Genomic DNA, 21,185 nt, shown 5'->3' with positions numbered 1-21,185 from the left:
ACGCATTGATTGCGTTGCGAAAAGTTGTGCGGGGAAATCGAATTCTAGCCGCCGATAGACGGCAAGCCTGTGCGCACCGTCAGTGCGCAAAAGCGTCGTTTTGCAAAAATGCGCTGATGGCATGAGCGATAAGCGCACGATCATGATCGAGCGTCGCCACGTGATAAGATCGTTCCAACCACCGCAGATGGATGTCGGCGGAGCCAACGCTGGTTGCGATCCGCAGAGCGTTTTGAGGATCGACAACGTGATCTGTTCGCGACTGTAAGATCAGCAGGGGTTGCCGTATCAACGGCAGGAGCGCGCCCGTGGCATTGGTCAGAAGAAACCGCTCTTTCAGTGTTTGGCGCGGGATACTCTCATAGCAGATTTCCCTAACGCCTGCCTCGGCAATATCCGAGCCTATGCCCTCCACAAACTCGGGGCCTTCTGGGCGGTAAAGCGGCGCAACAACCTCAGGACGGTAAAGACCGGTTGATCCATTGATGCTTATGACGCCATGCACACGGTCCGGCATCCGTGCAGCCAGATTTAGTGAAAGCGTCGCGCCTAACGAAAGCCCGCCCAATACAATACGCGAGCACCGCGAGGACAGTGTCTTCAATGCGGCTTCGGCTGATGCGACCCAATCGAGTTGTCCTGTCTTTGCCAAAGCGTCAGGTGTCGTCCCATGACCGCTTAGTAACGGGCAATAAACCGTCGCGCCGCTGGTTTCATGGACCTGAACCGCGACTTCACGAATGCTCTGCGGTGTGCTGGTGAACCCATGAAGAAAGAGAAAGCCCGTATCGCTGCCATCCAGCAGGAATGGTTTTGTCGCGGGCAGGGTAAAGGGATCGGCGTGCATCTGTTTCATGCGGCCATAAAACGGCGCATCAGGTCGGATATGCAAATAGTGACGCAGTATCGTGCGATAACGGTGCGCGATCAGTCGAGAGGCGGGAAGTGCCGACGGAACCTGCGCAACAAACCAGTATCTGCCTTGATGCTCCATGCCATGTTTATTGATGCCTCTGCCTCAAACCCGTCAACGGCGGTCAGCTCAAGTGCGGCCGGCAGGCTGTGGGCGACGGCCAATGGCAAAAGCGTTAGGCCGCGCTGGTCTGCGACCCGTTGCAGGATGACCTGAATGTCCCATGCCTCGTCTACGATGTTGGGTGCCAATCCGGCGTGTTGGCATGCGCTATCCAGCAAAGCACGCCATGACCGCCAGTTCTCGCGCACGCCCATCACGAATGGAAGCTGCTGCATCGTCTCGAGGGTCACAGCAGGGCTGCCACGCGGTGCGACCACCCCGATCCGTGATGACCATACCGGCACCTGTTCGATCCCCGGCGAACCCACGCTTTGATGGGAAAGTAGAAACCCGATATCGATTGTGCCGCTTTTGAGAGATTTCAGCATGTTATCAGTCGACATGACGTGCATTTCGACCTGCACCCCGGGTACGGCAACGTTAAAGGCATCAAGCGCTTCGGATATCTGGCGAGACGTCGCAAGAGCCGAGTATCCGACGATAATATGTCCGTGCGCACCTGCTGCATTCTGGCTGGAGGCACGGATTGTGCGTTCGAACTGTGCAACGGTCTGGCGCGCATCCTCCAGAAAGACCACGCCCTCCGGTGTGGGCACGACGCGCGGTCCGCTGCGATCAAAGATGCTAAATCCCAGATCGTCTTCCGCGTCTTTGACTGCTTTGGAGATCGCGGGTTGGGCAATGTTCAAAATGTCAGCTGCGGCGCGAAAGCCGGACGCATCACATACAGCAAGTGCATACCGCAAATGTCTGAGTTCCAGCCGTGATGGTTTCATGGGCAATGCCATTCTTGAACTCCGTAACCTGATCGCAGGTCGTTATCACTCGATCAACCATCGCTATTTGTCAACCAGCGCCATAGGGCAGAAGTTCATGCAAATTGACGGGCTAAATCCCCGTTTTGGTATAGGGAGGGAGGCCCAATGCTGTCGTTATTTAATAGGTTGTGCACGGTCTTGATGTTTATCGGTGGGGTCGGCGTGATCGCGATGATGTTGAACATCGTCGCCGATGTTGTCGCAAAACTGGTTTGGAATGCACCGATCCAGGGCACGGTTGAGATGTCTTCCTACTATTACATGGTCGCGCTGGTCATGTTGCCGATGGCTTTCGTCGAGATGCAGGACCAGCAGATCTCTGTGGACCTATTGTTCAATCATTTTCCTGTCTGGCTTCAACGCGCTGCGTTGTTTTTCAGCTGCCTTGCGGCCTGTGCGATTCTGGCCGTGATGGCGTGGCGCACGGGGCTGGATGCTGTTCGGGCCCTGCGCGTGGGCGAGGTGGTCATGGGCGGGCGCGAAGTCATTGTCTGGCCGTCTCGCATGGTGTTGCCCTTGGGGTTCGGGCTGGCGAGTTTTGCAGCCTTTTTGCGGGCCGTTCTAGTGCTGCGCGGCCTGCCTGTTACGCAATCCGAGCTTGAAGGAGGCCACTTGTGAGCAATCTGATGATCGGTTGGGTCGGGGTAGGGGCCTTGTTCGGCCTTCTCGCGTTCCGCATGTCTATTGGCACTGCGCTCATGGCTGTGTCCTTTGTGGGCATAACGGTGATGTTTAATCTATCCGCAGCTTTCGGGATCGTGAGCGCGATGCCCTTTAATCTGATCGGGGACTGGTCCCTGACGGCAATTCCAATGTTCCTTTTTATGGGGTTTGTCGCGGCGAATACGGGCCTTACAGCCGGAGCTTTCGACCTTTTGCGTGTGCTGTTGGCGCGTGTGCCGGGGGGGCTTGCCTCGGCCAGCGTGGGGGCATGCGGGTTGTTCGCAGCCGCTTCGGGTTCATCCATCGCAACCACTGCCGCTATGTCACGCATCGCCGTGCCCGAGATGCTGCGGGCGAATTACCACCCTTCATTGGCCACTGGCGTTGTTGCGGCTTCAGGCACGCTTGGGTCTTTGATACCGCCATCCATCTTGATGGTACTCTACGGAATATTTACCGAGCAATCGATCGGGCAGCTTTTTATCGCAGGGGTAATTCCCGGTGTCTTGTCTGCCTTCGTCTACATGGCGATGATTACGGTGCGTGCTACAATGACGCCCTCGCTTGCGCCTTCTGTCAAAGACCGGATCGACCCTGCGCAATTGGCCGGCTTGGTGTGGTCGGTCTGGCCTTTCCCTGTACTGGTGCTGGGGGTCTTGGGCGGAATATTCGGTGGTTTCTTTACCCCGACAGAAGCAGGGGCTGTTGGTGCTTTCCTTGCGCTGACGGTTGCGATTTTGCGCAGGTCATTGACGCGTGACGCGCTGGCGCAGGCGATCCGTCAGACGACCCTTGCGACGTCATCCATCTTTTTCCTCTCAATCGGCGCCGTGATGTTCACGCGTTTCATGGGGCTTTCTGGCGTACCTCGCTCTTTGACCGATGCCATGTTGGCGGTTTCGGACAATCAGATTGTCATCATCCTCATGATCGCGGTCCTGTTCATCATTCTTGGTATGGTGATTGATTCAATCGGCCTGATCTTGCTGACGCTGCCCATCTTGCTTCCGGTTTTGGAAGCGGCGGATATCAACCTGATCTGGTTTGGCATCATCTGCATCAAGCTGTTGGAGATCGGGCTGGTGACACCACCCGTGGGCCTGAACCTGTACGTTTTGCATAGCGCCTTGTCCGGAGAGGTCAGCCTGCGCGACATCATTTCAGGCACGACTTGGTTCATCGCGATGGACCTGCTGACCTTGCTTTTACTCATCGCGTTTCCCGCGATCAGCCTTTTCCTGCCCTCTCTCATGGCGCAGTGACCCATCTTTAAACTGGAGGAGACGACCCAATGAAACTGAACACAGCCCTTTTGGCGATGACAGCCTGTGCGATTGGCAGCGGTGCTGCCGCACAAAACGCAAACCACTTTTTTGCGGACCGCCACTCAATGGTGCGTGGCCCCTACGTTGAATTCGCCGAACGTGTAGCCGAGGAAACGAACGGCTCTGTCAACTTTACAGTATTCGCGGGTGGCTCATTGCTCCCGCCTGCGGCGTCGCTGCAAGGTGTGCGCGACGGCGTTGCGCAAGTGACCTACCACGCAGGAACCTATACTCCTGCCGAACTTCCTGTCGCAAACCTCATCGGGAACTTTGCATTCTACAACACTGATCCGATGGTGATGGCCTTTGCCTCGACCGAGTTTGGCCTGACCAACGACGCCGCACTGGCAGAGTGGAAAGCGAACGGCGTCGTCTTTGGCGGAGGGTATTCGACATCTGAGTACTTCATGATGTGCAATACGCCCGTTGCAACGCTGCAAGACGTCCAAGGCAAGCGCCTGCGCATGGCTGGTGGTGCTTGGTCACGTTTCGCAGAGCACGTCGGAGCCGTGCCTGTGTCGATCCCCTCAAGCGAGATGTACACTGGCCTGGACACTGGATCGTTGGATTGCGCCGTCGCCGCGGCTGATGCTCTGGATTCCTTTTCGCTATCCGATGTGGTCACACATATGAATACGCTGGCAGTCGGCAACTATTACGCAGGTTTCGAATGGGGCTATAACCCTGGCTTCTGGCAAGGGCTGTCCGAGCAAGAGCGGGGCGTTTTGTTCGATCAGATGGCGTACTATCTGGCGCAACACCGCGTTGAGTTCGACAAGGATGTCGAAAAAGCGCTCTCTGCTGCAAAGTCTAATGGCATGGAAATCTTCGAGCCCGATCAAGCCCTGACAGATGCATTGGCTGATTTCGTAAAAGCGGATGAAGCGGTGCTGATCGAGAACGCGCAGGGCAGGGGGATCGAAAACCCTCAAGCGTTGCTGGACGACTATAAACGTATTGTTGACCGTTGGGCTGAACTGCTGTCGGAAGTTGACCAGAGCGATACGGATGCACTGGCCGCGCTCGCGAAATCCGAGATTTACGACAAGCTGGACCGCGCAAGCTACGGAATGGACTGAAAGTTCGTGCGAGCTTTTCCAACACGGTCACTTTCATCAAATTGACCTGAAAGAACACCTTTTTAGGGCGTCTTGATGGATTAAGTCGACCATGGCCGCTGCTGAAAACTAGCGGCCATACCTCTTTCCGGAGGTGCTCACCCCGAACGACCCGCAATGTAACTGTTACAGTCCCATGCCAGCTGGCGGAAACCTGATCTGCGCAGTAGCCGAGACGGGTTCGTCCCAGAATTGCAAAAATTGCTATTCAAGCGGTGCCAGACCGAAATTCGCATTCCGTGCTGCGCCCGAGAAGCGCTAATTGCAAAGTTGCGCGAACGGCCCAAAGCGATCATTGGCACATCTCGTGGCGAAGGTCCGTTTCGAGCCCGATGTGGCGGATGCTGCGTTGGACGCGAATGGCAGCAAAGCGCAGAAAGTGTACTTTGCAAAATCTATCATTGCTTCGATTTAGCCGTACTCTGGCTCAATGCAACTAGTTAGGCTAATGCTCCAGCTATATTCTATTGTTGAGGGAATTGCGTTGAGGAGAAGACTTTGACGGAGCCGTTTTGTTTTAATTACGCAAGTGAACTATTCGAGAAGCTAACCTCTAGAGGTGGTACTGGAGAGGCAGTTTACCGAGGGCATGGGGATTCAATGTATCAATTGGTGCCCTCATTCCAGCGCGAAGGTTACGTGAATAAATTCTTGAGCTTGGATGATGCCAGTGTGCTTACTGCGTCGAGCTCGCCCTTCCGTGCCTTTTATCAGACGGCAAATCAAATGGGGCTGTCTTTGCCGTCAGTGTCCAACGAAAAACATCAGAACTATACCAGTGAAAGCCCCATTGACGCATTAATGGACGTCAGAGATGAATTTGATGGTGAATACGATGCCGATGATCTAGAAATTATGGCATTTGCACAGCATTATGGGATCCCAACGCCTCTACTTGACTGGTCGCGATCCCCGTTGGTCGCCATGTACTTTGCGGCGAGCGGAGCACTGGACGCTTTTACTGGTAAAGCGCGCGAATACTTGAGCATAGATCAAGTTTTGGATGACCAAGTTCCCGACAGTGTTCGGCAAAAGCTAAGTCAGTATGGAGAGAAAAAATACTTATCGGTTTGGCAAGCCAATAGCTTTGGTTTGAACGAGTTGTCACGCAAAAGGCTCCTCTTTGAAACGGATATAGACGACAAGTATTCTGTATGTTTTTTTACACCAAAAAATCAGGGAAATCAGAATATAATCGCGCAACAAGGATTGTTTTCGATCCACCGCCCAATAAAAATGACAGGTGAGTTTCGGTATGGGGAGACTCCGGCTAAAAGCCTATCGGAGGTATTGGATGAGCATCTCAAGTGGCTTGATGCACGTGAGGGCCAATCCCAATTTCTACGAGAGTCCCAACAGTGTGGGATGCTGAATGAATTTAAGCTACCGGTTTCACAAGCAGTGGAGCTACTGAACCTGCTCGGTTCGTGTGGAATCCACGCAGCTTCAGTTTATCCGGGTCACCAAGGTTGCGCCAAAAGAGTACGAGAAAGAGCCGATATCTCGTTGATCGATCGTTTATTTAATCCCCAAGCTTCTGAACAAGATTGATCAGAAATCTAGATTTTCAACTTCCGCTTTGGGCTGAGAGCGGTCATTGCGTCGGTCAGTTTAAGCGGCGGCTCCGTCCGCAAGGCCGACCTTTACGAAGAACGCAACGAAGGTCGATAACCTGCCCTTTGCACCCCATCAGGCGCAGCAGCATTGCCATGTTGGATAAGGGATAATTGTGTCTTTGAGCTTTGATACCAAAGTCGGATTTGAGCGCTTTCAGGGGGTCCAAGGTTTCGAGCATTTGAGCGGGACAAGGCGCTCTGCTTACTCTTTCCTGCGCTCGGCTGGGCGGGACCAGTGCCTCTTCAACCAAAGCCACGGGGTTTTCTCCCGACCGAAACCCTTTTGAGCGGGCCACGCCCGGCAAAACTTTGATACATTGGGCCGATCGTTTCGCTGTTTCATGCTTTTCTGTCCAGATCGGCGCAAGACAGATCATTACAGCTGGCATCTCCCACCACGCGTACAATTCAACGGCACGCACCAGAGAGATCGACGCCTGAATATAGACCACTACCGTCGCCATGCCGCCCAGTGCCGAGATTCTCGACCAACTTCCTTGTTGGTTTGCCGGACAGCGCAATCGAAAATACCGCAGTACATACCACGCAAGGACCGATAATGGGCATAATTCGAAGATGGCCTTGACGATCGGTGGCTGTCGATAAGATCCCGTATTAATTGAAAAATTTCAATCGAAGCGGCTTATTTAAATTCAATAAGGAGGTGTCGTGGCGGAGAGACAGGGATTCGAACCCTGGGAACCCTTTAGAGGCTCAACGGTTTTCGAAACCGTCCCGTTCGACCACTCCGGCACCTCTCCGCAATCTTGGGACCGCGTCTTTAGTCCGCATTTGTGCGGGTGGCAAGGGGGCGTGGGCAAAACGCTGGGCGTCTCTTTGCCGCCTCTCTGGGTTTTTCGTTGCAGTGGCGGGCAGAACCTCTACGCTCACCGCGATCTTGAGCCGAGGAGCGCCCATGCAACTGATACGAAACAAAGTGATCCCGATGCTGACAGCGCTTGCGCTTGTCTGCTCGGCGGTGGTGGCCAGTGCACAGCAACCCGCCCGCGCGGATGTCGAGGCGTTTTTAAAAGTGACGGGGTTTGATGTCGCGTTAGAAAGCATTCGGTTGTCGGCCGATTCCGCCCCGCGGATGCTGGGGCTTGAGGCGGATGATTTCGGGTCCGAATGGCAGCGGCTGGTGCGTGAGGTGTTCGACACACAAATCATGCACGACATGGCGATCAACATCCTTGAAAAAACGCTGACCCAGCCTTTGCTGACCCACGCGGCGGGGTTTTACGACTCCGATCTGGGCCAGCGGTTGGTCGCGGTCGAAAACAGCTCGCATATGGTGGAGGAAGAAGGGCTGAAGTCCGAAAGCGGCGGCCAGATCATCGAAGGGCTGACCCGCATCGGATCGCCGCGTGTGGCGTTGTTGAAGCGGTTAAACAGCGCCAGCGGCGGCGAGGATACCTCGCTGCGCTCTATCCAGGAGGTGCAGATCAGATTTTTGATGGCCGCCGCAGGCGCAGGCGTGGTTGAGCTGCAAATGGACGAGCCCGACCTGCGCGAGGCCATGCGCGCCCAAGAAGGCGAGCTGCGCGCACAGCTGCGCCAAGGGGCGTTGGAAGGGGCGGCCTATACCTATCAGGCGTTCTCGGACGACGAGGTGCTGGCCTATGCAAAAGCGCTGGAGCATCCTGATATGCAGCGGGTCTATGAGCTGATGAACGTTGTTCAATACGAGATTATGGCAAACCGGTTCGAGGCCGTCGCCGACCGTTTGCGGGTGATGCAGCCGAGTCAGGACCTGTGATGCGCCGTTTGATTGCAGCCGCTTTGGTGATCGTGCTTGCCTTGCCCGCGTGGGCGGGGGCAAGGCACACGGTCTTGATGGATGTGATGCGGATTTCCGAGCTGTCGCACATCCTGCACGACGAAGGCGTGATCTATGGCGCGGCCCTTGATGACAGCTGGCTTGAGGGGCAGGGCGGCGCCGCATGGGCGCAGCAGGTCGCCCGCATCTATGACGTTTCGCGGCTCAGCGAGGGCATCCGCGCAGGGATAGAACCCGCTTTGCAGGGTGACGCGCTGGAGCTTGCGATCACGTTTTTCGCCTCTGATCTGGGGCAGAGGATTATCACGCTCGAAAACTCGGCCCGCCGCGCCATGAGCGATCTGGCCATCGAAGAGCAAGCGCGCAAGCAATACACCGCCCGTCAGGGCACGGAAGATTCGCGGCTAAAGCAGATCAACCGGATGATCGACGCGGGCGATCTGATCAACCGCAACGTAACTTCGGCGCTCAACTCCAACTACCAGTTCCTGCGCGCCTTGGTGGACGCGGATGTCTATACCATGTCCGATGCAGAGATCCTGGAGGACGTTCTGGCCGAGCGTGCGGCCATCGAGGCCGACACCGCCAACTGGCTGGGTGCATTTCTGACGCTGGCCTATAGCCCGCTGACGCTGGAGGAGTTGACGCTGTACGCCGAGTTTGGCGAAACCGAAGCCGGCAAATCGCTTAACAACGGGCTGTTTGCAGGGTTTGATCCGCTTTACGAGGGCATTTCATATGCTTTGGGGCAGGCCATGGCCATGAACATGACCGCAGAAGAGCTTTAGCACGCGCACACCCCGTAAAACCTGCGCAATACGCTTGACTTGCGCGGCTAATGCCCGGATAAGCCGCGGACCTGCCCGCAGTGTTTGCGGGTGAGGTTTGTTATTAATGACGCTCAAACGAGCGCGCTGTTCGAGGTGGACGCGGGTGCAGCCCGGTCCGAAACGCCCCAGGCGGGGGACCACAGAACGCGAAAATGTGAAGGAAGACCTATGTTTGCGGTCCTGAAAACAGGCGGTAAGCAATATAAAGTACAAGCGGGCGATATGCTGCGCGTGGAACGTATTGCGGCATCTGCCGGTGAGACTGTTCAATTCAACGAAGTGCTGATGCTGGGTGGCGACTCGCCACAAGTTGGCGCGCCTACGATTGAAGGTGCCGGCGTGCAAGCCGAAGTCGTCGATCAGATCAAAGGCGAAAAGGTCATCCACTTCGTCAAGCGTCGTCGTAAGCACTCAAGCAAGCGCACCAAGGGTCACCGTCAAAAGCTGACGCTGGTCAAGATCACCGAGATCATGACATCGGGCGCAGATAAATCCGGCGTTATGGCCGCCATCGGTACAGGTTCGGTTTCGGCCGCAGCCGTTGCCGCGATCAGCGGTAAATCCGCAGACGCAGCGCCCGCGCCAAAGGCCAAGAAAGCTAAAGCAGCAAAGGCCGAAGCGCCCGCAGCAGAGGCCGCCGAAAAGAAAGCACCAGCCAAGGCCAAGAAGGCCGCAGCCGGTGGCGACGATCTGACCAACATCTCGGGTGTGGGTCCGGTTATCGTGAAGAAACTGCACGGTGAAGGCGTTACAACATTTGCACAAATCGCCGCTTGGACGGATGCAGATGTTGAAGCGATCGAAGAGAAACTGTCGTTCAAAGGTCGTGTGGGTCGTGAAGACTGGATCGCACAGGCCAAAGAGCTGGCAAAAGGTTAAGGAGAGACCAAATGGCACATAAAAAAGCAGGCGGCTCATCCCGCAACGGTCGCGACTCAGCTGGTCGTCGCCTTGGTGTGAAAAAATACGGTGGCGAAGCCGTCATCCCTGGCAACATTGTCGTGCGTCAGCGCGGCACGAAATTCTGGCCTGGCCAGAATGTTGGCATGGGCAAGGATCATACGATCTTTGCGACTGTTGAAGGCAATGTTCAGTTCCACAAGGGTCTGAAAAACCGCACATTCATTTCCATCGTACCAGTGGCCGAGGCCGCTGAATAAGCCGTACCTCACGGAATGAAACATTCAGGGGATCGGCGGAAACGCCGGTCCCTTTTTCTTTTTCCCAACACCCGTTCCAGAAAGGAGAGGTGCAATGACCGACACAAACGTACCTGTTCCGGAGGGTTCTGACCTGCGCCTTCCGCACTCTCGCGGCCAATTGGGGCAGGGGGTATGAGCATCGCACTTCTCCCGCTTGCGGTATTCGCCGCTAGTCAGATCGGCACGCCGGGGCCTGCGAATATGGCGCTGATGGCCACTGGTGCGCGGTTCGGCTTTCGCGCCGCTTTGCCGTTTGTGGCGGGTGTTGCCTTGGGCAAGCAATTCATCATCTGGCCCATGGGCTATGGGTTGATGGAGCTGGCACAGGCCGCGCCGATGATTTTTCTAGCGCTCAAATATATCTCGGCGGCCTATATCATCTGGCTTGCGTGGAAGGTCGCCAACTTGCGGCTGGGCGGGGGCGATACTGCGGCCCGCGCACCGGGTTTTCTGGCGGGGCTGGTTGTGCATCCGCTCAACCCCAAGGCTTGGGCGATGATTGTCGGCAGTTTCACCGCCTTTGTCGGGCCTGACGTGGCGACCTTTACCGCGACGGCCACGGTGGCCGCCGTGTTACTGGCGTGTCAGCTGCTGATGCATCCGCTGTGGACGCTGGGCGGGGCCGCCATTGCGCGCAGCGTTGCAGGCACCCGCGCCGAGCCCTATCTGATGTGGACACTCGCCGCGCTGACCGTCGCTTCTGTCCTGTTCGTTCTATTTGCCGGAGGCATCTGATGACCACCACCACCGCCACCCAAGTGACCCTGCACACCGAACGGTTTATCCTGCGCCCCGTGCGCATGTCCGACGTCACACGGATCGAGCATTACGCCGCCGACAAGCGGTTGGCCGTGCAAACCCCCAGCATTCCGCACCCGCTGCCGCCAGGTGTGGTCGCCAGCTTTATCGAACGCGCCCTCGCGCCCGAGCGCGACGAAGACATCTGGGTCGTGGACGGCGGCGGTGAAGAGGACGGGTCAGAGGTGATGGCTGTCATCCGCCTGCAACGTCTTGACCGCAACCAGTCCGAGATCGGCTACTGGGTGGCACCGCCATTCTGGAACACGCATGTGGCCTCGGACGCGGTGCAGGCGCTGATTGAGGGCAACCCACACAACAACGCGACGATGTTCGCATCGGTCTTCCATGACAACCCCGCCTCTGCCAAAGTGTTGACGAACGCGGGTTTTGCCTATTTGGGTGATGCTGAAACATTCTGCCTTGCGCGCGATGCCACTGTGCCCACATGGACCTACAGCCTGAAACTGCGCTAACCTACTAGGATACCACATGAAGTTCCTCGATCTCACCAAAGTCTACATTCGGTCCGGCGCGGGCGGGGGCGGCTGCGTTTCCTTTCGCCGCGAAAAATACATCGAATATGGCGGTCCTGATGGCGGCGACGGCGGCGGCGGCGGCTCGGTCTGGGCCGAGGCGGTGGACGGGCTGAACACGCTCATCGACTTTCGCTATCAGCAGCACTTCTTTGCCAAAAACGGCCAGCCCGGTATGGGCAAGCAGCGCACAGGCAAGGACGGTGACGACATTGTCTTGCGCGTGCCCGTGGGCACCGAAGTGCTGGACGAAGATCAGGAAACTGTCATCGCCGACATGACCGAGCTGGGCCAGCGCGTGCAACTGGCGCGGGGCGGCAATGGCGGCTGGGGCAACCTGCATTTCAAATCCGCGACCAATCAGGCCCCGCGCAAATCCAACCCCGGCCAAGACGGGGTAGAACGCACTCTTTGGCTGCGGCTGAAGCTCATTGCGGATGTGGGTCTGTTGGGCCTGCCGAATGCGGGCAAATCGACGTTTTTGGCGGCCACCTCCAATGCGCGACCCAAGATCGCAGATTATCCCTTTACCACGCTGCACCCAAATCTGGGCGTGGTGGGTGTGGATAACACTGAATTTGTCGTCGCCGACATCCCCGGCCTGATTGAGGGTGCGCATGAAGGGCGCGGCATTGGCCACCGTTTCCTTGGCCACGTAGAGCGTTGTGCAGTGCTGCTGCATCTGGTCGATGGCACCTCTGAAACGATCGCCGAGGACTATCATACCATCATTGGTGAGCTGGAAGCCTACGGCGGAGAGCTGGCGGACAAACCGCGTGTCACGGTGCTGAACAAAGTCGATGCATTGGATGAAGAAGAGCTGGCAAGTGCCCGTGCTGAATTGGAAAAAGCATGTGGTGGCTCCGTGATGCCCATGTCTGGCGTGGCGCGGACCAACACCGTCGAAGTGCTACGCGCCTTGCGGTCGCGGATCGACGCGGACCGCCTGCGCCAGAACGCCACCGGGGAGCAGGCGCCGTGGCAACCCTGACCGACGCTAAACGGGTCGTTGTAAAAATCGGCTCGGCCTTATTGGTGGACCGTGACACGGGCGCGTTGCGCAGTGAGTGGCTGGCCTCGGTTGCACAAGATGTGGCGATGCTGAAACAGGGCGGCACGGATGTGGTGCTTGTGTCGTCAGGCTCCATCGCGCTGGGGCGGGGTGTTTTGGCGCTGGGGCTTGGGCCATTGGCGTTAGAGCAATCGCAGGCCGCCGCCGCCGTCGGGCAGATCCGTCTGGCCCGCGCCTACGAAGAAGTCCTTGCCCCCCATGGCATCACCACCGCGCAAGTGCTGGTCACGCTGGAGGACAGCGCCAACCGCCGCCGCTACCTCAACAGTCGCGCCACGCTTGAGACGCTGCTGGGCCTCGGTGCGGTGCCGATTGTGAACGAGAATGACACCGTCGCCACGGATGAGATCAGATTTGGCGATAACGACCGATTGGCCGCCCAGATCGCGGTGACCGTGGGGGCGGATCAGCTGATCCTGCTGTCCGATGTTGATGGTTTCTACAGCGCAAATCCCGCCGATGACCCGACCGCCACGCGCTATGACGTGATCGACCGGATCACCCCGCAGATCGAAGCGATGGCGGGTGACGCGGGATCAGGGCTCAGCAAGGGTGGCATGAAAACCAAGGTGATGGCCGCAAAAACCGCCGTGTCGGCGGGCTGTGCGATGGCGATCACCGAAGGATCGGTGTTGCGGCCATTGACGGCGCTGGTCCAAGGCGCGAACGCCACATGGTTCACCGCCCAGACCGACCCCCAAGCGGCCCGCAAGGGCTGGATCGGGGCGATGAAACCTGCGGGGCAGGTGACACTGGACAGCGGCGCAGTGGCGGCTTTGGGACGCGGCAACAGCCTGCTGCCTGCAGGCATCACGCAGGTAAGCGGTGATTTCGGGCGCGGGGATGCGGTGGCGATTGCAGGGCCGGACGGCGCGGTGATCGGCACGGGCCTGACGCGCTATTCCGCCGATGAGACGGCATTGATCAAAGGCCACCAAAGCGCCGAGATTGAAACCATACTTGGTTATCCGGGCCGTGCTGCCCTGATCCACCGCGACGACATGGCCCTTTGAAGGAGACCTCTTATGACCCAAGAAACCGATATTTCCGCGCTGATGCAGGACATGGGCACACGGGCGAAATCTGCGGCCAGCGCCCTTGCCGTCGCCACGGCCGAGCGTAAGCACGCGGCCCTTATCTCGGCGGCGGAAACGATCTGGAAGCGCCGTGAGGAGATCTATGAAGCCAACGCGCAAGACATGGCCTATGGCACCGACAAGGGGCTGAGTGCGGCGATGCTGGACCGGCTCAAGCTGGACGAGGCAGGCGTGCAGGGCATCATCGACGGGCTGCGCGCGATTGCCGAACAGGCCGATCCCGTGGGCGAGGTCATGGCCGAGTGGGAGCAACCAAGCGGCCTCAACATCCGCCGCGTGCGCACGCCCTTGGGCGTCATCGGCGTCATCTATGAATCGCGGCCCAATGTGACCACCGATGCGGGCGCGCTGTGCCTGAAGGCGGGCAATGCGGTGATCCTGCGCGGCGGCTCGGAGAGTTTTCATTCGTCAAAGCTTCTGCATGACTGTCTGCAACAAGGGCTGCGCGACGCGGGCCTGCCCGCAGACGCGATACAGTTGGTGCCAACCCGTGACCGCGCCGCTGTGCAGCAGATGCTGACCATGACCGATACGATTGACGTGATTGTGCCCCGCGGCGGCAAAGGATTGGTCGGGTTGGTGCAACGCGAGGCGCGGGTGCCCGTTTTTGCCCACCTCGAGGGGATCGTGCATATCTATATCGACAAGGCAGCGGATGCGGAAAAAGTGTTGAAAGTCGTGTTGAACGCAAAAACGCGGCGCACGGGCATCTGCGGGTCAGCCGAGTGTCTTTTGATCCACCGTGATGTTGCGGCCACCATCGGGCAGGGCGTGTTGCGGGCGTTAATCGACGCAGGCGTCGAGGTGCGCACGGATGAAACGCTGTCACAGGTGGCAGGGACAACCCCGGCAACCCAGGACGATTGGGGGCGCGAATATCTGGATATGATCATCGCCGCCAGAACCGTCGATAGCGTCGAAGACGCGGTGGCGCATATCCGTCAGTACGGCTCTAACCACACTGACTGTATTCTGACCGAGAACGCAGGGACCGCAACACAGTTCATGAACACCCTCGACAGTGCGATCGTGATGCACAATGCCTCGACCCAGTTTGCGGATGGCGGCGAGTTCGGGATGGGGGCAGAGATCGGGATCGCCACAGGCAAGATGCACGCCCGCGGTCCTGTGGGCGCGGTGCAGCTGACCAGCTTCAAATACCTTGTGACGGGTGACGGGACAGTGCGTGCCTAAAGGGTGATCGAGAGCATGGTTTGGGTATAGGCGGTCTTGATCGCCTTACCTTCATCGTTGGCAATCATCGGCAACAGGCCGAATTGCACATGGGCGGGGCGCAGATCACTTGAGCCAGGTTTGCCGTCCAACCGCTCCCACAGGCTGTCATCAAGGATGAATTTATCTGCATGGCCTTTCAGCACAATCGCATTGCCGTTTTGCTCAACCTCGATCCGGCCACCGAAGGGCATTGCTGTTTCCAGACATAACAGCCCCAGGAACGACAGCCGCAAGTCGCCGCGCATCTGCCCGTCCAGCGGCCCCCAGGCAACGGTGAGCCGCCCGCCGCTATAGACATCTTCGACAATCGACATGATCTCGGGGCGGCCAACCATCTGGTCACCTGCCGCGCCAAACGCGATGCGGAAAAAGCGGATGCGTGCGCTCGCACTCGACACGCTTTCCGAAATCAGGGACATTTCGGGGCTCGGCGCGGGTTTGCTCATCTCCAACAGCTCAATCCCGTTGTTGATCGCGCCGATTGGCGATATGAGATCGTGACAAATCCGGCTGCCGATCAGGGCGGCGAAATCGGTATTCTTTTGGATCATAGTGCGCCCCCCGTGACAGGAGTTAGAGTGATGGAAGATCTTAACGCGATGGCGACACCGGGCATGTTGGTCCGGCATCCAGACAAGCCGAATTGGGGGGTGGGGCAGGTGCAAAGTAACATCAACGGAAAACTCACAGTAAATTTCAGGGATGCCGGGAAAGTCGTAATCGACAGCGCCCGGATCGGCGTGCTGCCCGTCTACCAAGATGATTAAAACTACAACTTGGTTAACAAACTGTAACTGGTTTAAGGAAATAGTGAATGCACCAACCGCAGGTTGTGTTTTGTTAGACGGAAAAGTGTTGCCAATCCGCACCACCAAAGCGGCTGTCCCGCTGGCTGGGGGGCAGCCATGCTGATGCCCGCCGTGGACGGCGGATTTTGCGTCAAACTTGCCACCACGCAGGAGGAGCTGCACGCGGCCCAACGCCTGCGCTATGACGTGTTCATCAAAGAGCTGGGCGGCACTGGCCCCATGGTTGACCACGCCGCACGCCGCGAGCAGGACCGGTTTGACCCGTTCTTCCACCACTTGATCCTGACGAAGACCGACAGCACCGATGTGCTGGGCGTTTACCGGATTTTGACAGAGGAAGGCGCGCAGGCCGCGGGGGGCTACTACTCGGAAAGCGAATATGACCTGACGCCGCTGAAGACCAGCGGCAAACGGTTGTTAGAGCTGGGGCGGTCTTGTGTGCATCGCGACTATCGCGGTGGCGCGGCGTTGCGGTATCTGTGGGGCGGGCTTGCCCGTTATGTCACGGCGCAGGGGATCGAGGTGCTGTTCGGTGTTGCAAGCTTTCGCGGCACGGATCCGCAGGCATTAGCGGCACCGCTATCCTTGCTACACCACCGCCATCTGGCGCCTGCGCATCTTCGGGTGCGCGCCCATGCGCCCGCAACGTCACTTGACATGATCGCCCCTGATGCGCTGGACCGCCGCGCCGCGATGGTGCAGGTTCCGGGCTTGATAAAGGCCTATCTGCGGATGGGCGGGTGCGTCGGTGAGGGGGCGTTTGTGGACCACAGCTTTAACACAACCGATGTCTGTCTGGTGATGGAGACGGCGCAGATGACCGCCCGCAGGGCCGCTCTTTTTGGGGGGCAGGGCGGATGAACACACCTTGGGACGCAAGCGCACACCCTGCACGCGGGCAGTTTGGCGTGATGGGCTGGCTGCGGGTTATTCTGCGCGGTGCTGTTCTGGCGGTGCTGGTGTTCGGCGGCTTGGCCGTTTTGCTGCTGTGCCGCCTGATCGAGCGGCCCTTGTTCGGGATGCGCCGCCCCGTCACGCCCTATATTACGCAATTCGTGTGCCGCACGGCCTTTGCCGTGCTTGGCATTACGCTGCGGGTGACGGGCACGCCCATGCAGGGACGCGGGGCGGTTGTGGCGAACCACTCCAGCTGGCTGGATATTTTCACGCTCAACGCGTCCAAGCGGATCTATTTTGTCTCCAAATCCGAGGTCGCCCGCTGGCCCGGTATCGGCTGGCTGGCCCGCGCCACTGGCACCGTCTTTATTGAACGCAACCCCGCACGCGCAAAGCTACAGACAGAGCTGTTTCAGCAGCGGCTTCTGGCGGGCCACAAGCTGCTGTTTTTTCCCGAAGGCACCAGCACGGACGGTCAACAAGTTCTGCCGTTCAAAACCACGCTGTTCCAGTCGTTCTTTGCCGAAGGGCTGCGCGATCAGATCGCGGTACAGCCCGTGGCCGTGCGCTATCTTGCGCCTGAGGGGGCCGATCCGCGGTTTTATGGCTGGTGGGGGGACATGGATTTTGGCCCGCATCTGCTGGCCACTTTGGCGCCTGCACGCCAAGGTCGGATCGACGTGATCTATGGCACACCGCTGAAGGTGTCGGACTATCCCAACCGCAAAGCACTGGCGCTGGCGTGTGAGCATGCCGTGCGGGATGCGCATATGCGGCTTTTGGCACCTCAAACATAGCAAAAAACACTTGCGCCTGTTGGGGCGGTGGGGTACGGCACGCGTACTTAAATCCCGCAATCGGGGATGGGGTAGATGGGGAGAAATCCCAAATGCTCCGCCGGTTGGCCCGCATCCCGTGGGTCATGCCCCCGATGAGGTTAAACCGGAAAGGTATAAAGACATGGCTCTTCCAGAGTTCTCCATGCGCCAACTGCTTGAAGCAGGCGTACACTTCGGCCACCAAACGCAGCGTTGGAACCCACGTATGGGTCCGTACATCTACGGCGCGCGTAACGGCATCCACATCATGGATCTGACACAGACCGTCCCAATGCTGGACGAAGCGCTGAAAGTCATCCGTGACACCGTCGCCAAGGGCGGCAGCGTTCTTTTTGTTGGTACAAAGCGTCAGGCCGCACAGCCCATCGCAGACGCCGCAGAAAAATGCGCTCAGTATTACATGAACCACCGCTGGCTCGGCGGCACGCTGACCAACTGGCAGACCGTGTCCAAATCCATCCAGCGCCTCAAGCACATCGACGAGCAATCCGAGATCGGCTTCTCCGGCATGACGAAAAAAGAGCGTCTGGGCATGGAACGTGACCAAGGCAAGCTTCAGGCATCCCTTGGCGGTATCCGCGAAATGGGCGGCCGTCCTGACCTGATCTTTGTCATCGACGTGCGCAAAGAGCAGCTGGCCATTGCCGAAGCCAACAAGCTGGGTATTCCGGTTGTAGCCGTGGTTGACACCAACTGCTCGCCAGATGGCATCGACTACATCATTCCGGGCAACGATGACGCGGCACGCGCAATCGCGCTCTACACAGACCTCGCAGCACGTGCGGCTCTTGACGGCATGTCCGCCCAACTGGGCGCAGCAGGTGTTGATCTGGGCGCGATGGAGGAAGCTCCTGAAGAAGAAGCCGTGGCCGACATGCCTTTGGGCGGCGCATCACAGGAAGCAGCTTCAAATGACGCAATGTCGAAAGATGCACCTTTGGACATTGAATCCAAAGCGGACACGGTTGCTGACGCAAAGTCGTAAGCCGCCAACACGGGGCAGGGATCACCTGCCCCGAATGCACACCCCATAATAGGAGATCCATAGCGATGGCAATTACAGCATCTATGGTTAAAGAGCTGCGCGAAGCGACAGGCGCAGGCATGATGGACGCCAAGAAGGCGTTGACTGAAAACAACGGTGACATGGAAGCCTCGGTTGACTGGCTGCGCACCAAGGGCCTCGCAAAAGCGGCCAAGAAATCCGGCCGTACCGCGGCAGAGGGTCTTGTGGCAGTTAGCGTTGAAGGCGGCCGCGGTGTTGCGGTTGAAGTCAACTCCGAGACCGACTTCGTTGGCAAGAACGCCGACTTCCAGAAAATGGTTGCAGGCATTGCAACTGTCGCGACCGGTGTCGCAGACATCGACGCGCTGAAAGCGGCTGACATGGATGGCAAATCCGTCGAGCAGACCGTGACAGACGCAGTTGCCGTAATCGGTGAGAACATGTCCGTGCGCCGTATGGCAGCACTTGAGGGCGACACAGTCGTTTCTTACGTGCACAACGCAGCGGCACCCGGCATGGGTAAAATCGGCGTTCTGGTTGCAATGACCGGTGGCGACGATGCGTTCGGCAAACAGGTTGCGATGCACATCGCTGCTGTGAACCCCGCGTCCTTGTCCGAGGATGATCTGGACGCAGCCGTCGTCGAGAAAGAAAAGCAGGTCCAGATGGACATCGCCCGCGAAAGCGGCAAGCCAGAAGCCGTGATCGAAAAGATGATCGTTGGCCGTATGAAAAAATACATGGCCGAAGTCACGCTGGTGAACCAGTCTTTCGTTGTGAACCCTGACCTGACTGTCGGTGCCGCCGCAGCCGAGGCCGGTGCGACCATCACGGGTTTTGTGCGTCTTGAAGTGGGCGAAGGCATCGAAGTTGTGAAAGAAGATTTCGCAGCCGAAGTGGCCAAAATGAACACCTGATCCAACGGATCAATCAGCTTAAGAAGGGCGGCGCTTTGGTGCTGCCCTTTTTTCTTGTGCCGGTACTGCAATCGCGGCAAACTTGTCAGCAGAACAAGAACAACGGCGCGGCCTTCATTGCTGAAAACCGCGCCGTGCAATGAGCCCCCTCAAAAGATCTAAGCTCTGGGGAGAGCAGAGGCCATTTTGTTCCGGCCAGTCAGACCTGAAAACGGTCTGTCTGGTGCCGGGAACCCGATAGAGCTTTGTAATACCAAAGATATTCGGGCCTCTCACCAAACCAGCTTAGCCTTAATGGTCTGGTAATGGTAATATCGCTTAACCGTTCCCCTTTGCATAGTATGGTATACCTTACCTAGGGTAATAGTCCTGTTGTTTCAGGCGTCTACAATGAACATTTGATTTGCAAATGCGGCTTTCATCACAGCTTGGGCTGTGGTTTCAACCGCCAGAGCGTCGCGGGCAAGGCGCAGGTGTTTTTCGACGGTGGCAGACGTTAGCCCCATCAGCAATGCGATGTCTTGCGTTGTCTTCCCATCGCCTACCCATTCCAGAACTTCGCGTTGCCGCACGGTCAGCGTACGGTTGGGCGCAGTATAGGGCAGGGTCATGATTTTCAGGTGAACGATGTTGTTCATCAACGTAATATCGCGGCCATGCACGGCCCAGATCGCGTCAGTCGCCGCTTGGTCCATGCCCGCCCGTGCGGTCAGCGCGATGGCCCCCTTTGCACGGGCGGAGATTGATTTGAAGCTGATCGAATAGCCAGCGGTCACGCCCATGTCGCGGTTGAACTCCAGCACCCGCCGCTCTGCGGGGCTGAGCGTTTTGCTCTGCTCCATATCGGCCAGCAACTTCCAGCTTTTGGCGCCCTCATTGGCGAGCGCCCAGCGGACCATGGGCGCGTGGAAATAGTGGCCCTCGTCCAGAAAGACGTCCGTGTAGGCGCGGCTGTGGTTTGTCAGGATGATAAAATCACTGGGATCGCCCAGCGACGTTGACGTGCGGTAGCGGGTGAACCCATAAAGTAGCCGGTCAAAGCCGAACTCGGCCATCTTCTCCACATGCGCTTCCCAAAGCTCTTCGATGCTTTGGCTGTCTGCGACGGTCAGAAGATAGTCTCGCAAGTTCATGATATGGTGAACCTATGCGCCAGCGCGTCCAGCGCCATCAGATAGCTCTGCGCCCCAAAGCCGCAGATTTGCCCGACGGCGACTTTCGACAGATAGGACACGTGCCGAAACTCCTCGCGGGCGTGGATATTGCTTAGATGCACCTCAACCGCGGGCAGCTCAACCGAGGCAACCGCATCCATCAGCGCGATCGAGGTGTGCGTATAGGCGCCTGCGTTGATAACCAACCCGCCATGCACGCCCTTGGCGGCATGGATCGCATCGATCAGCGCGCCTTCGTGATTGGACTGCGTACACACCACATCAAGGCCCAGCTTTTCCGCATGGGCCGCGCAGGACGCCTCCACATCGGCCAGCGTTGTGCGGCCGTACACTTCGGGCTGGCGGGTGCCCAGAAGGTTAAGATTAGGACCGTTGAGGATAAGGACCGAGGTCATGAGACTACCACCGTTAAAAC

The 21,185-nt window shown here is 58.0% G+C and carries 24 protein-coding genes and 1 tRNA gene; 18 read left to right on the top strand and 7 right to left on the bottom strand.

Going from position 1 to position 21,185, the window contains the following annotated elements; translation table 11 throughout:
• Positions 1 to 79 precede the first annotated feature (79 nt).
• Positions 80 to 994 carry an alpha/beta hydrolase gene (locus ABMC88_RS10170; RefSeq protein ID WP_349576769.1) on the bottom strand — a complete coding sequence of 305 codons (915 nt, stop codon included), beginning with the start codon at positions 992 to 994 and terminating at the stop codon, positions 80 to 82.
• Entirely contained in the window at positions 928 to 1,824 is an 897-nt protein-coding gene (locus tag ABMC88_RS10165; protein ID WP_349576768.1) for a LysR family transcriptional regulator, read from the bottom strand. Before ABMC88_RS10165 ends, ABMC88_RS10170 begins: the two co-directional genes overlap by 67 nt.
• A gap of 171 nt (positions 1,825 to 1,995) precedes the next feature.
• Here ABMC88_RS10165 and ABMC88_RS10160 point away from each other — a divergent pair, with 171 nt between their 5' ends.
• The 4 genes from ABMC88_RS10160 to ABMC88_RS10145 all read left to right on the top strand — a co-directional run bounded on the left by ABMC88_RS10160 (position 1,996) and on the right by ABMC88_RS10145 (position 6,511).
• Entirely contained in the window at positions 1,996 to 2,472 is a 477-nt protein-coding gene (locus ABMC88_RS10160; protein ID WP_349576767.1) for a TRAP transporter small permease subunit, read from the top strand.
• Positions 2,469 to 3,779 (top strand): TRAP transporter large permease, encoded by a 1,311-nt coding sequence (locus tag ABMC88_RS10155; protein WP_349576766.1) that lies wholly within the window; start codon positions 2,469 to 2,471, stop codon positions 3,777 to 3,779. The genes ABMC88_RS10160 and ABMC88_RS10155 overlap by 4 nt, the downstream gene beginning before the upstream one ends.
• 29 nt (positions 3,780 to 3,808) lie before the next feature.
• Positions 3,809 to 4,921 (top strand): C4-dicarboxylate TRAP transporter substrate-binding protein, encoded by a 1,113-nt coding sequence (locus ABMC88_RS10150; protein WP_349576765.1) that lies wholly within the window; start codon positions 3,809 to 3,811, stop codon positions 4,919 to 4,921.
• 537 nt (positions 4,922 to 5,458) lie between these two features.
• On the top strand, positions 5,459 to 6,511 hold the full coding sequence (locus tag ABMC88_RS10145) for an FRG domain-containing protein (protein ID WP_349576764.1): 1,053 nt from the start codon (positions 5,459 to 5,461) through the stop codon (positions 6,509 to 6,511).
• Between the two features lie 55 nt (positions 6,512 to 6,566).
• Here the strand turns inward: ABMC88_RS10145 and ABMC88_RS10140 are convergent, their stop codons facing one another.
• Both ABMC88_RS10140 and ABMC88_RS10135 read right to left on the bottom strand, forming a co-directional pair.
• A complete protein-coding gene (locus ABMC88_RS10140) occupies positions 6,567 to 7,040 on the bottom strand; it encodes a hypothetical protein (protein ID WP_349576763.1) in 474 nt (157 codons plus the stop codon).
• Positions 7,041 to 7,246: 206 nt separating this feature from the next.
• Positions 7,247 to 7,337 (bottom strand) — tRNA-Ser (locus ABMC88_RS10135).
• A gap of 155 nt (positions 7,338 to 7,492) precedes the next feature.
• Here ABMC88_RS10135 and ABMC88_RS10130 point away from each other — a divergent pair.
• The 9 genes from ABMC88_RS10130 (at position 7,493) to ABMC88_RS10090 (ending at position 15,085) form a co-directional block, all read left to right on the top strand.
• Positions 7,493 to 8,335: a DUF2059 domain-containing protein gene (locus ABMC88_RS10130; protein ID WP_349576762.1), complete on the top strand. Its 843-nt coding sequence runs from the start codon at positions 7,493 to 7,495 to the stop codon at positions 8,333 to 8,335.
• Positions 8,335 to 9,144: a DUF2059 domain-containing protein gene (locus tag ABMC88_RS10125; RefSeq protein WP_349576761.1), complete on the top strand. Its 810-nt coding sequence runs from the start codon at positions 8,335 to 8,337 to the stop codon at positions 9,142 to 9,144. The genes ABMC88_RS10130 and ABMC88_RS10125 overlap by 1 nt, the downstream gene beginning before the upstream one ends.
• A 210-nt stretch (positions 9,145 to 9,354) precedes the next feature.
• The gene (locus ABMC88_RS10120; RefSeq protein ID WP_349576760.1) at positions 9,355 to 10,065 is read left to right on the top strand and encodes a 50S ribosomal protein L21; all 711 of its coding nucleotides are present in this window, start codon (positions 9,355 to 9,357) and stop codon (positions 10,063 to 10,065) included.
• An 11-nt stretch (positions 10,066 to 10,076) separates the two neighbouring features.
• On the top strand, positions 10,077 to 10,346 hold the full coding sequence (gene rpmA, locus ABMC88_RS10115; RefSeq protein ID WP_349576759.1) for a 50S ribosomal protein L27: 270 nt from the start codon (positions 10,077 to 10,079) through the stop codon (positions 10,344 to 10,346).
• Positions 10,347 to 10,520: 174 nt separating this feature from the next.
• Positions 10,521 to 11,123: a LysE family translocator gene (locus ABMC88_RS10110; RefSeq protein WP_349576758.1), complete on the top strand. Its 603-nt coding sequence runs from the start codon at positions 10,521 to 10,523 to the stop codon at positions 11,121 to 11,123.
• Positions 11,123 to 11,662, top strand: coding sequence for a GNAT family N-acetyltransferase (locus ABMC88_RS10105; protein WP_349576757.1), 540 nt, complete (start codon positions 11,123 to 11,125; stop codon positions 11,660 to 11,662). The genes ABMC88_RS10110 and ABMC88_RS10105 overlap by 1 nt, the downstream gene beginning before the upstream one ends.
• A 16-nt stretch (positions 11,663 to 11,678) precedes the next feature.
• Positions 11,679 to 12,713, top strand: a complete 1,035-nt coding sequence (gene obgE, locus ABMC88_RS10100; RefSeq protein WP_349576756.1) for a GTPase ObgE — start codon at positions 11,679 to 11,681, stop codon at positions 12,711 to 12,713.
• On the top strand, positions 12,701 to 13,807 hold the full coding sequence (gene proB, locus ABMC88_RS10095; RefSeq protein ID WP_349576755.1) for a glutamate 5-kinase: 1,107 nt from the start codon (positions 12,701 to 12,703) through the stop codon (positions 13,805 to 13,807). Before obgE ends, proB begins: the two co-directional genes overlap by 13 nt.
• A gap of 12 nt (positions 13,808 to 13,819) precedes the next feature.
• Positions 13,820 to 15,085 carry a glutamate-5-semialdehyde dehydrogenase gene (locus tag ABMC88_RS10090; protein ID WP_349576754.1) on the top strand — a complete coding sequence of 422 codons (1,266 nt, stop codon included), beginning with the start codon at positions 13,820 to 13,822 and terminating at the stop codon, positions 15,083 to 15,085.
• On the opposite strand, the gene ABMC88_RS10085 is transcribed toward ABMC88_RS10090, so the two are convergent.
• Positions 15,082 to 15,678, bottom strand: a complete 597-nt coding sequence (locus ABMC88_RS10085) for a histidine phosphotransferase family protein (protein ID WP_349576753.1) — start codon at positions 15,676 to 15,678, stop codon at positions 15,082 to 15,084. The genes ABMC88_RS10090 and ABMC88_RS10085 overlap by 4 nt on opposite strands.
• A 30-nt stretch (positions 15,679 to 15,708) precedes the next feature.
• Here ABMC88_RS10085 and ABMC88_RS10080 point away from each other — a divergent pair, with 30 nt between their 5' ends.
• From ABMC88_RS10080 to tsf, 5 genes are all read left to right on the top strand, one after another.
• Positions 15,709 to 15,894: a DUF3553 domain-containing protein gene (locus ABMC88_RS10080; protein ID WP_349576752.1), complete on the top strand. Its 186-nt coding sequence runs from the start codon at positions 15,709 to 15,711 to the stop codon at positions 15,892 to 15,894.
• Positions 15,895 to 16,038: 144 nt separating this feature from the next.
• Positions 16,039 to 16,797, top strand: a complete 759-nt coding sequence (olsB, locus tag ABMC88_RS10075; RefSeq protein ID WP_349576899.1) for an L-ornithine N(alpha)-acyltransferase — start codon at positions 16,039 to 16,041, stop codon at positions 16,795 to 16,797.
• The gene (gene olsA, locus ABMC88_RS10070) at positions 16,794 to 17,630 is read left to right on the top strand and encodes a lyso-ornithine lipid O-acyltransferase (RefSeq protein WP_349576751.1); all 837 of its coding nucleotides are present in this window, start codon (positions 16,794 to 16,796) and stop codon (positions 17,628 to 17,630) included. Before olsB ends, olsA begins: the two co-directional genes overlap by 4 nt.
• A gap of 163 nt (positions 17,631 to 17,793) precedes the next feature.
• On the top strand, positions 17,794 to 18,657 hold the full coding sequence (gene rpsB / locus ABMC88_RS10065) for a 30S ribosomal protein S2 (RefSeq protein ID WP_349576750.1): 864 nt from the start codon (positions 17,794 to 17,796) through the stop codon (positions 18,655 to 18,657).
• Between the two features lie 65 nt (positions 18,658 to 18,722).
• Complete coding sequence (gene tsf, locus ABMC88_RS10060; protein ID WP_349576749.1) at positions 18,723 to 19,595, top strand: translation elongation factor Ts; 873 nt, start codon at positions 18,723 to 18,725, stop codon at positions 19,593 to 19,595.
• Between the two features lie 377 nt (positions 19,596 to 19,972).
• Here the strand turns inward: tsf and ABMC88_RS10055 are convergent, their stop codons facing one another.
• The gene (locus tag ABMC88_RS10055) at positions 19,973 to 20,728 is read right to left on the bottom strand and encodes a LuxR family transcriptional regulator (RefSeq protein WP_349576748.1); all 756 of its coding nucleotides are present in this window, start codon (positions 20,726 to 20,728) and stop codon (positions 19,973 to 19,975) included.
• The gene (aroQ, locus tag ABMC88_RS10050) at positions 20,725 to 21,165 is read right to left on the bottom strand and encodes a type II 3-dehydroquinate dehydratase (RefSeq protein WP_349576747.1); all 441 of its coding nucleotides are present in this window, start codon (positions 21,163 to 21,165) and stop codon (positions 20,725 to 20,727) included. Before aroQ ends, ABMC88_RS10055 begins: the two co-directional genes overlap by 4 nt.
• Between the last annotated feature and the right edge of the window lie 20 nt (positions 21,166 to 21,185).

The sequence above is a fragment of the Sulfitobacter aquimarinus genome (genome assembly GCF_040149565.1).
Classification (GTDB): Bacteria; Pseudomonadota; Alphaproteobacteria; order Rhodobacterales; family Rhodobacteraceae; genus Sulfitobacter; species Sulfitobacter aquimarinus.
The sequence above is the reverse complement of the archived record's forward strand: the minus strand, read 5'-3'. Positions and strand labels throughout refer to the sequence as shown.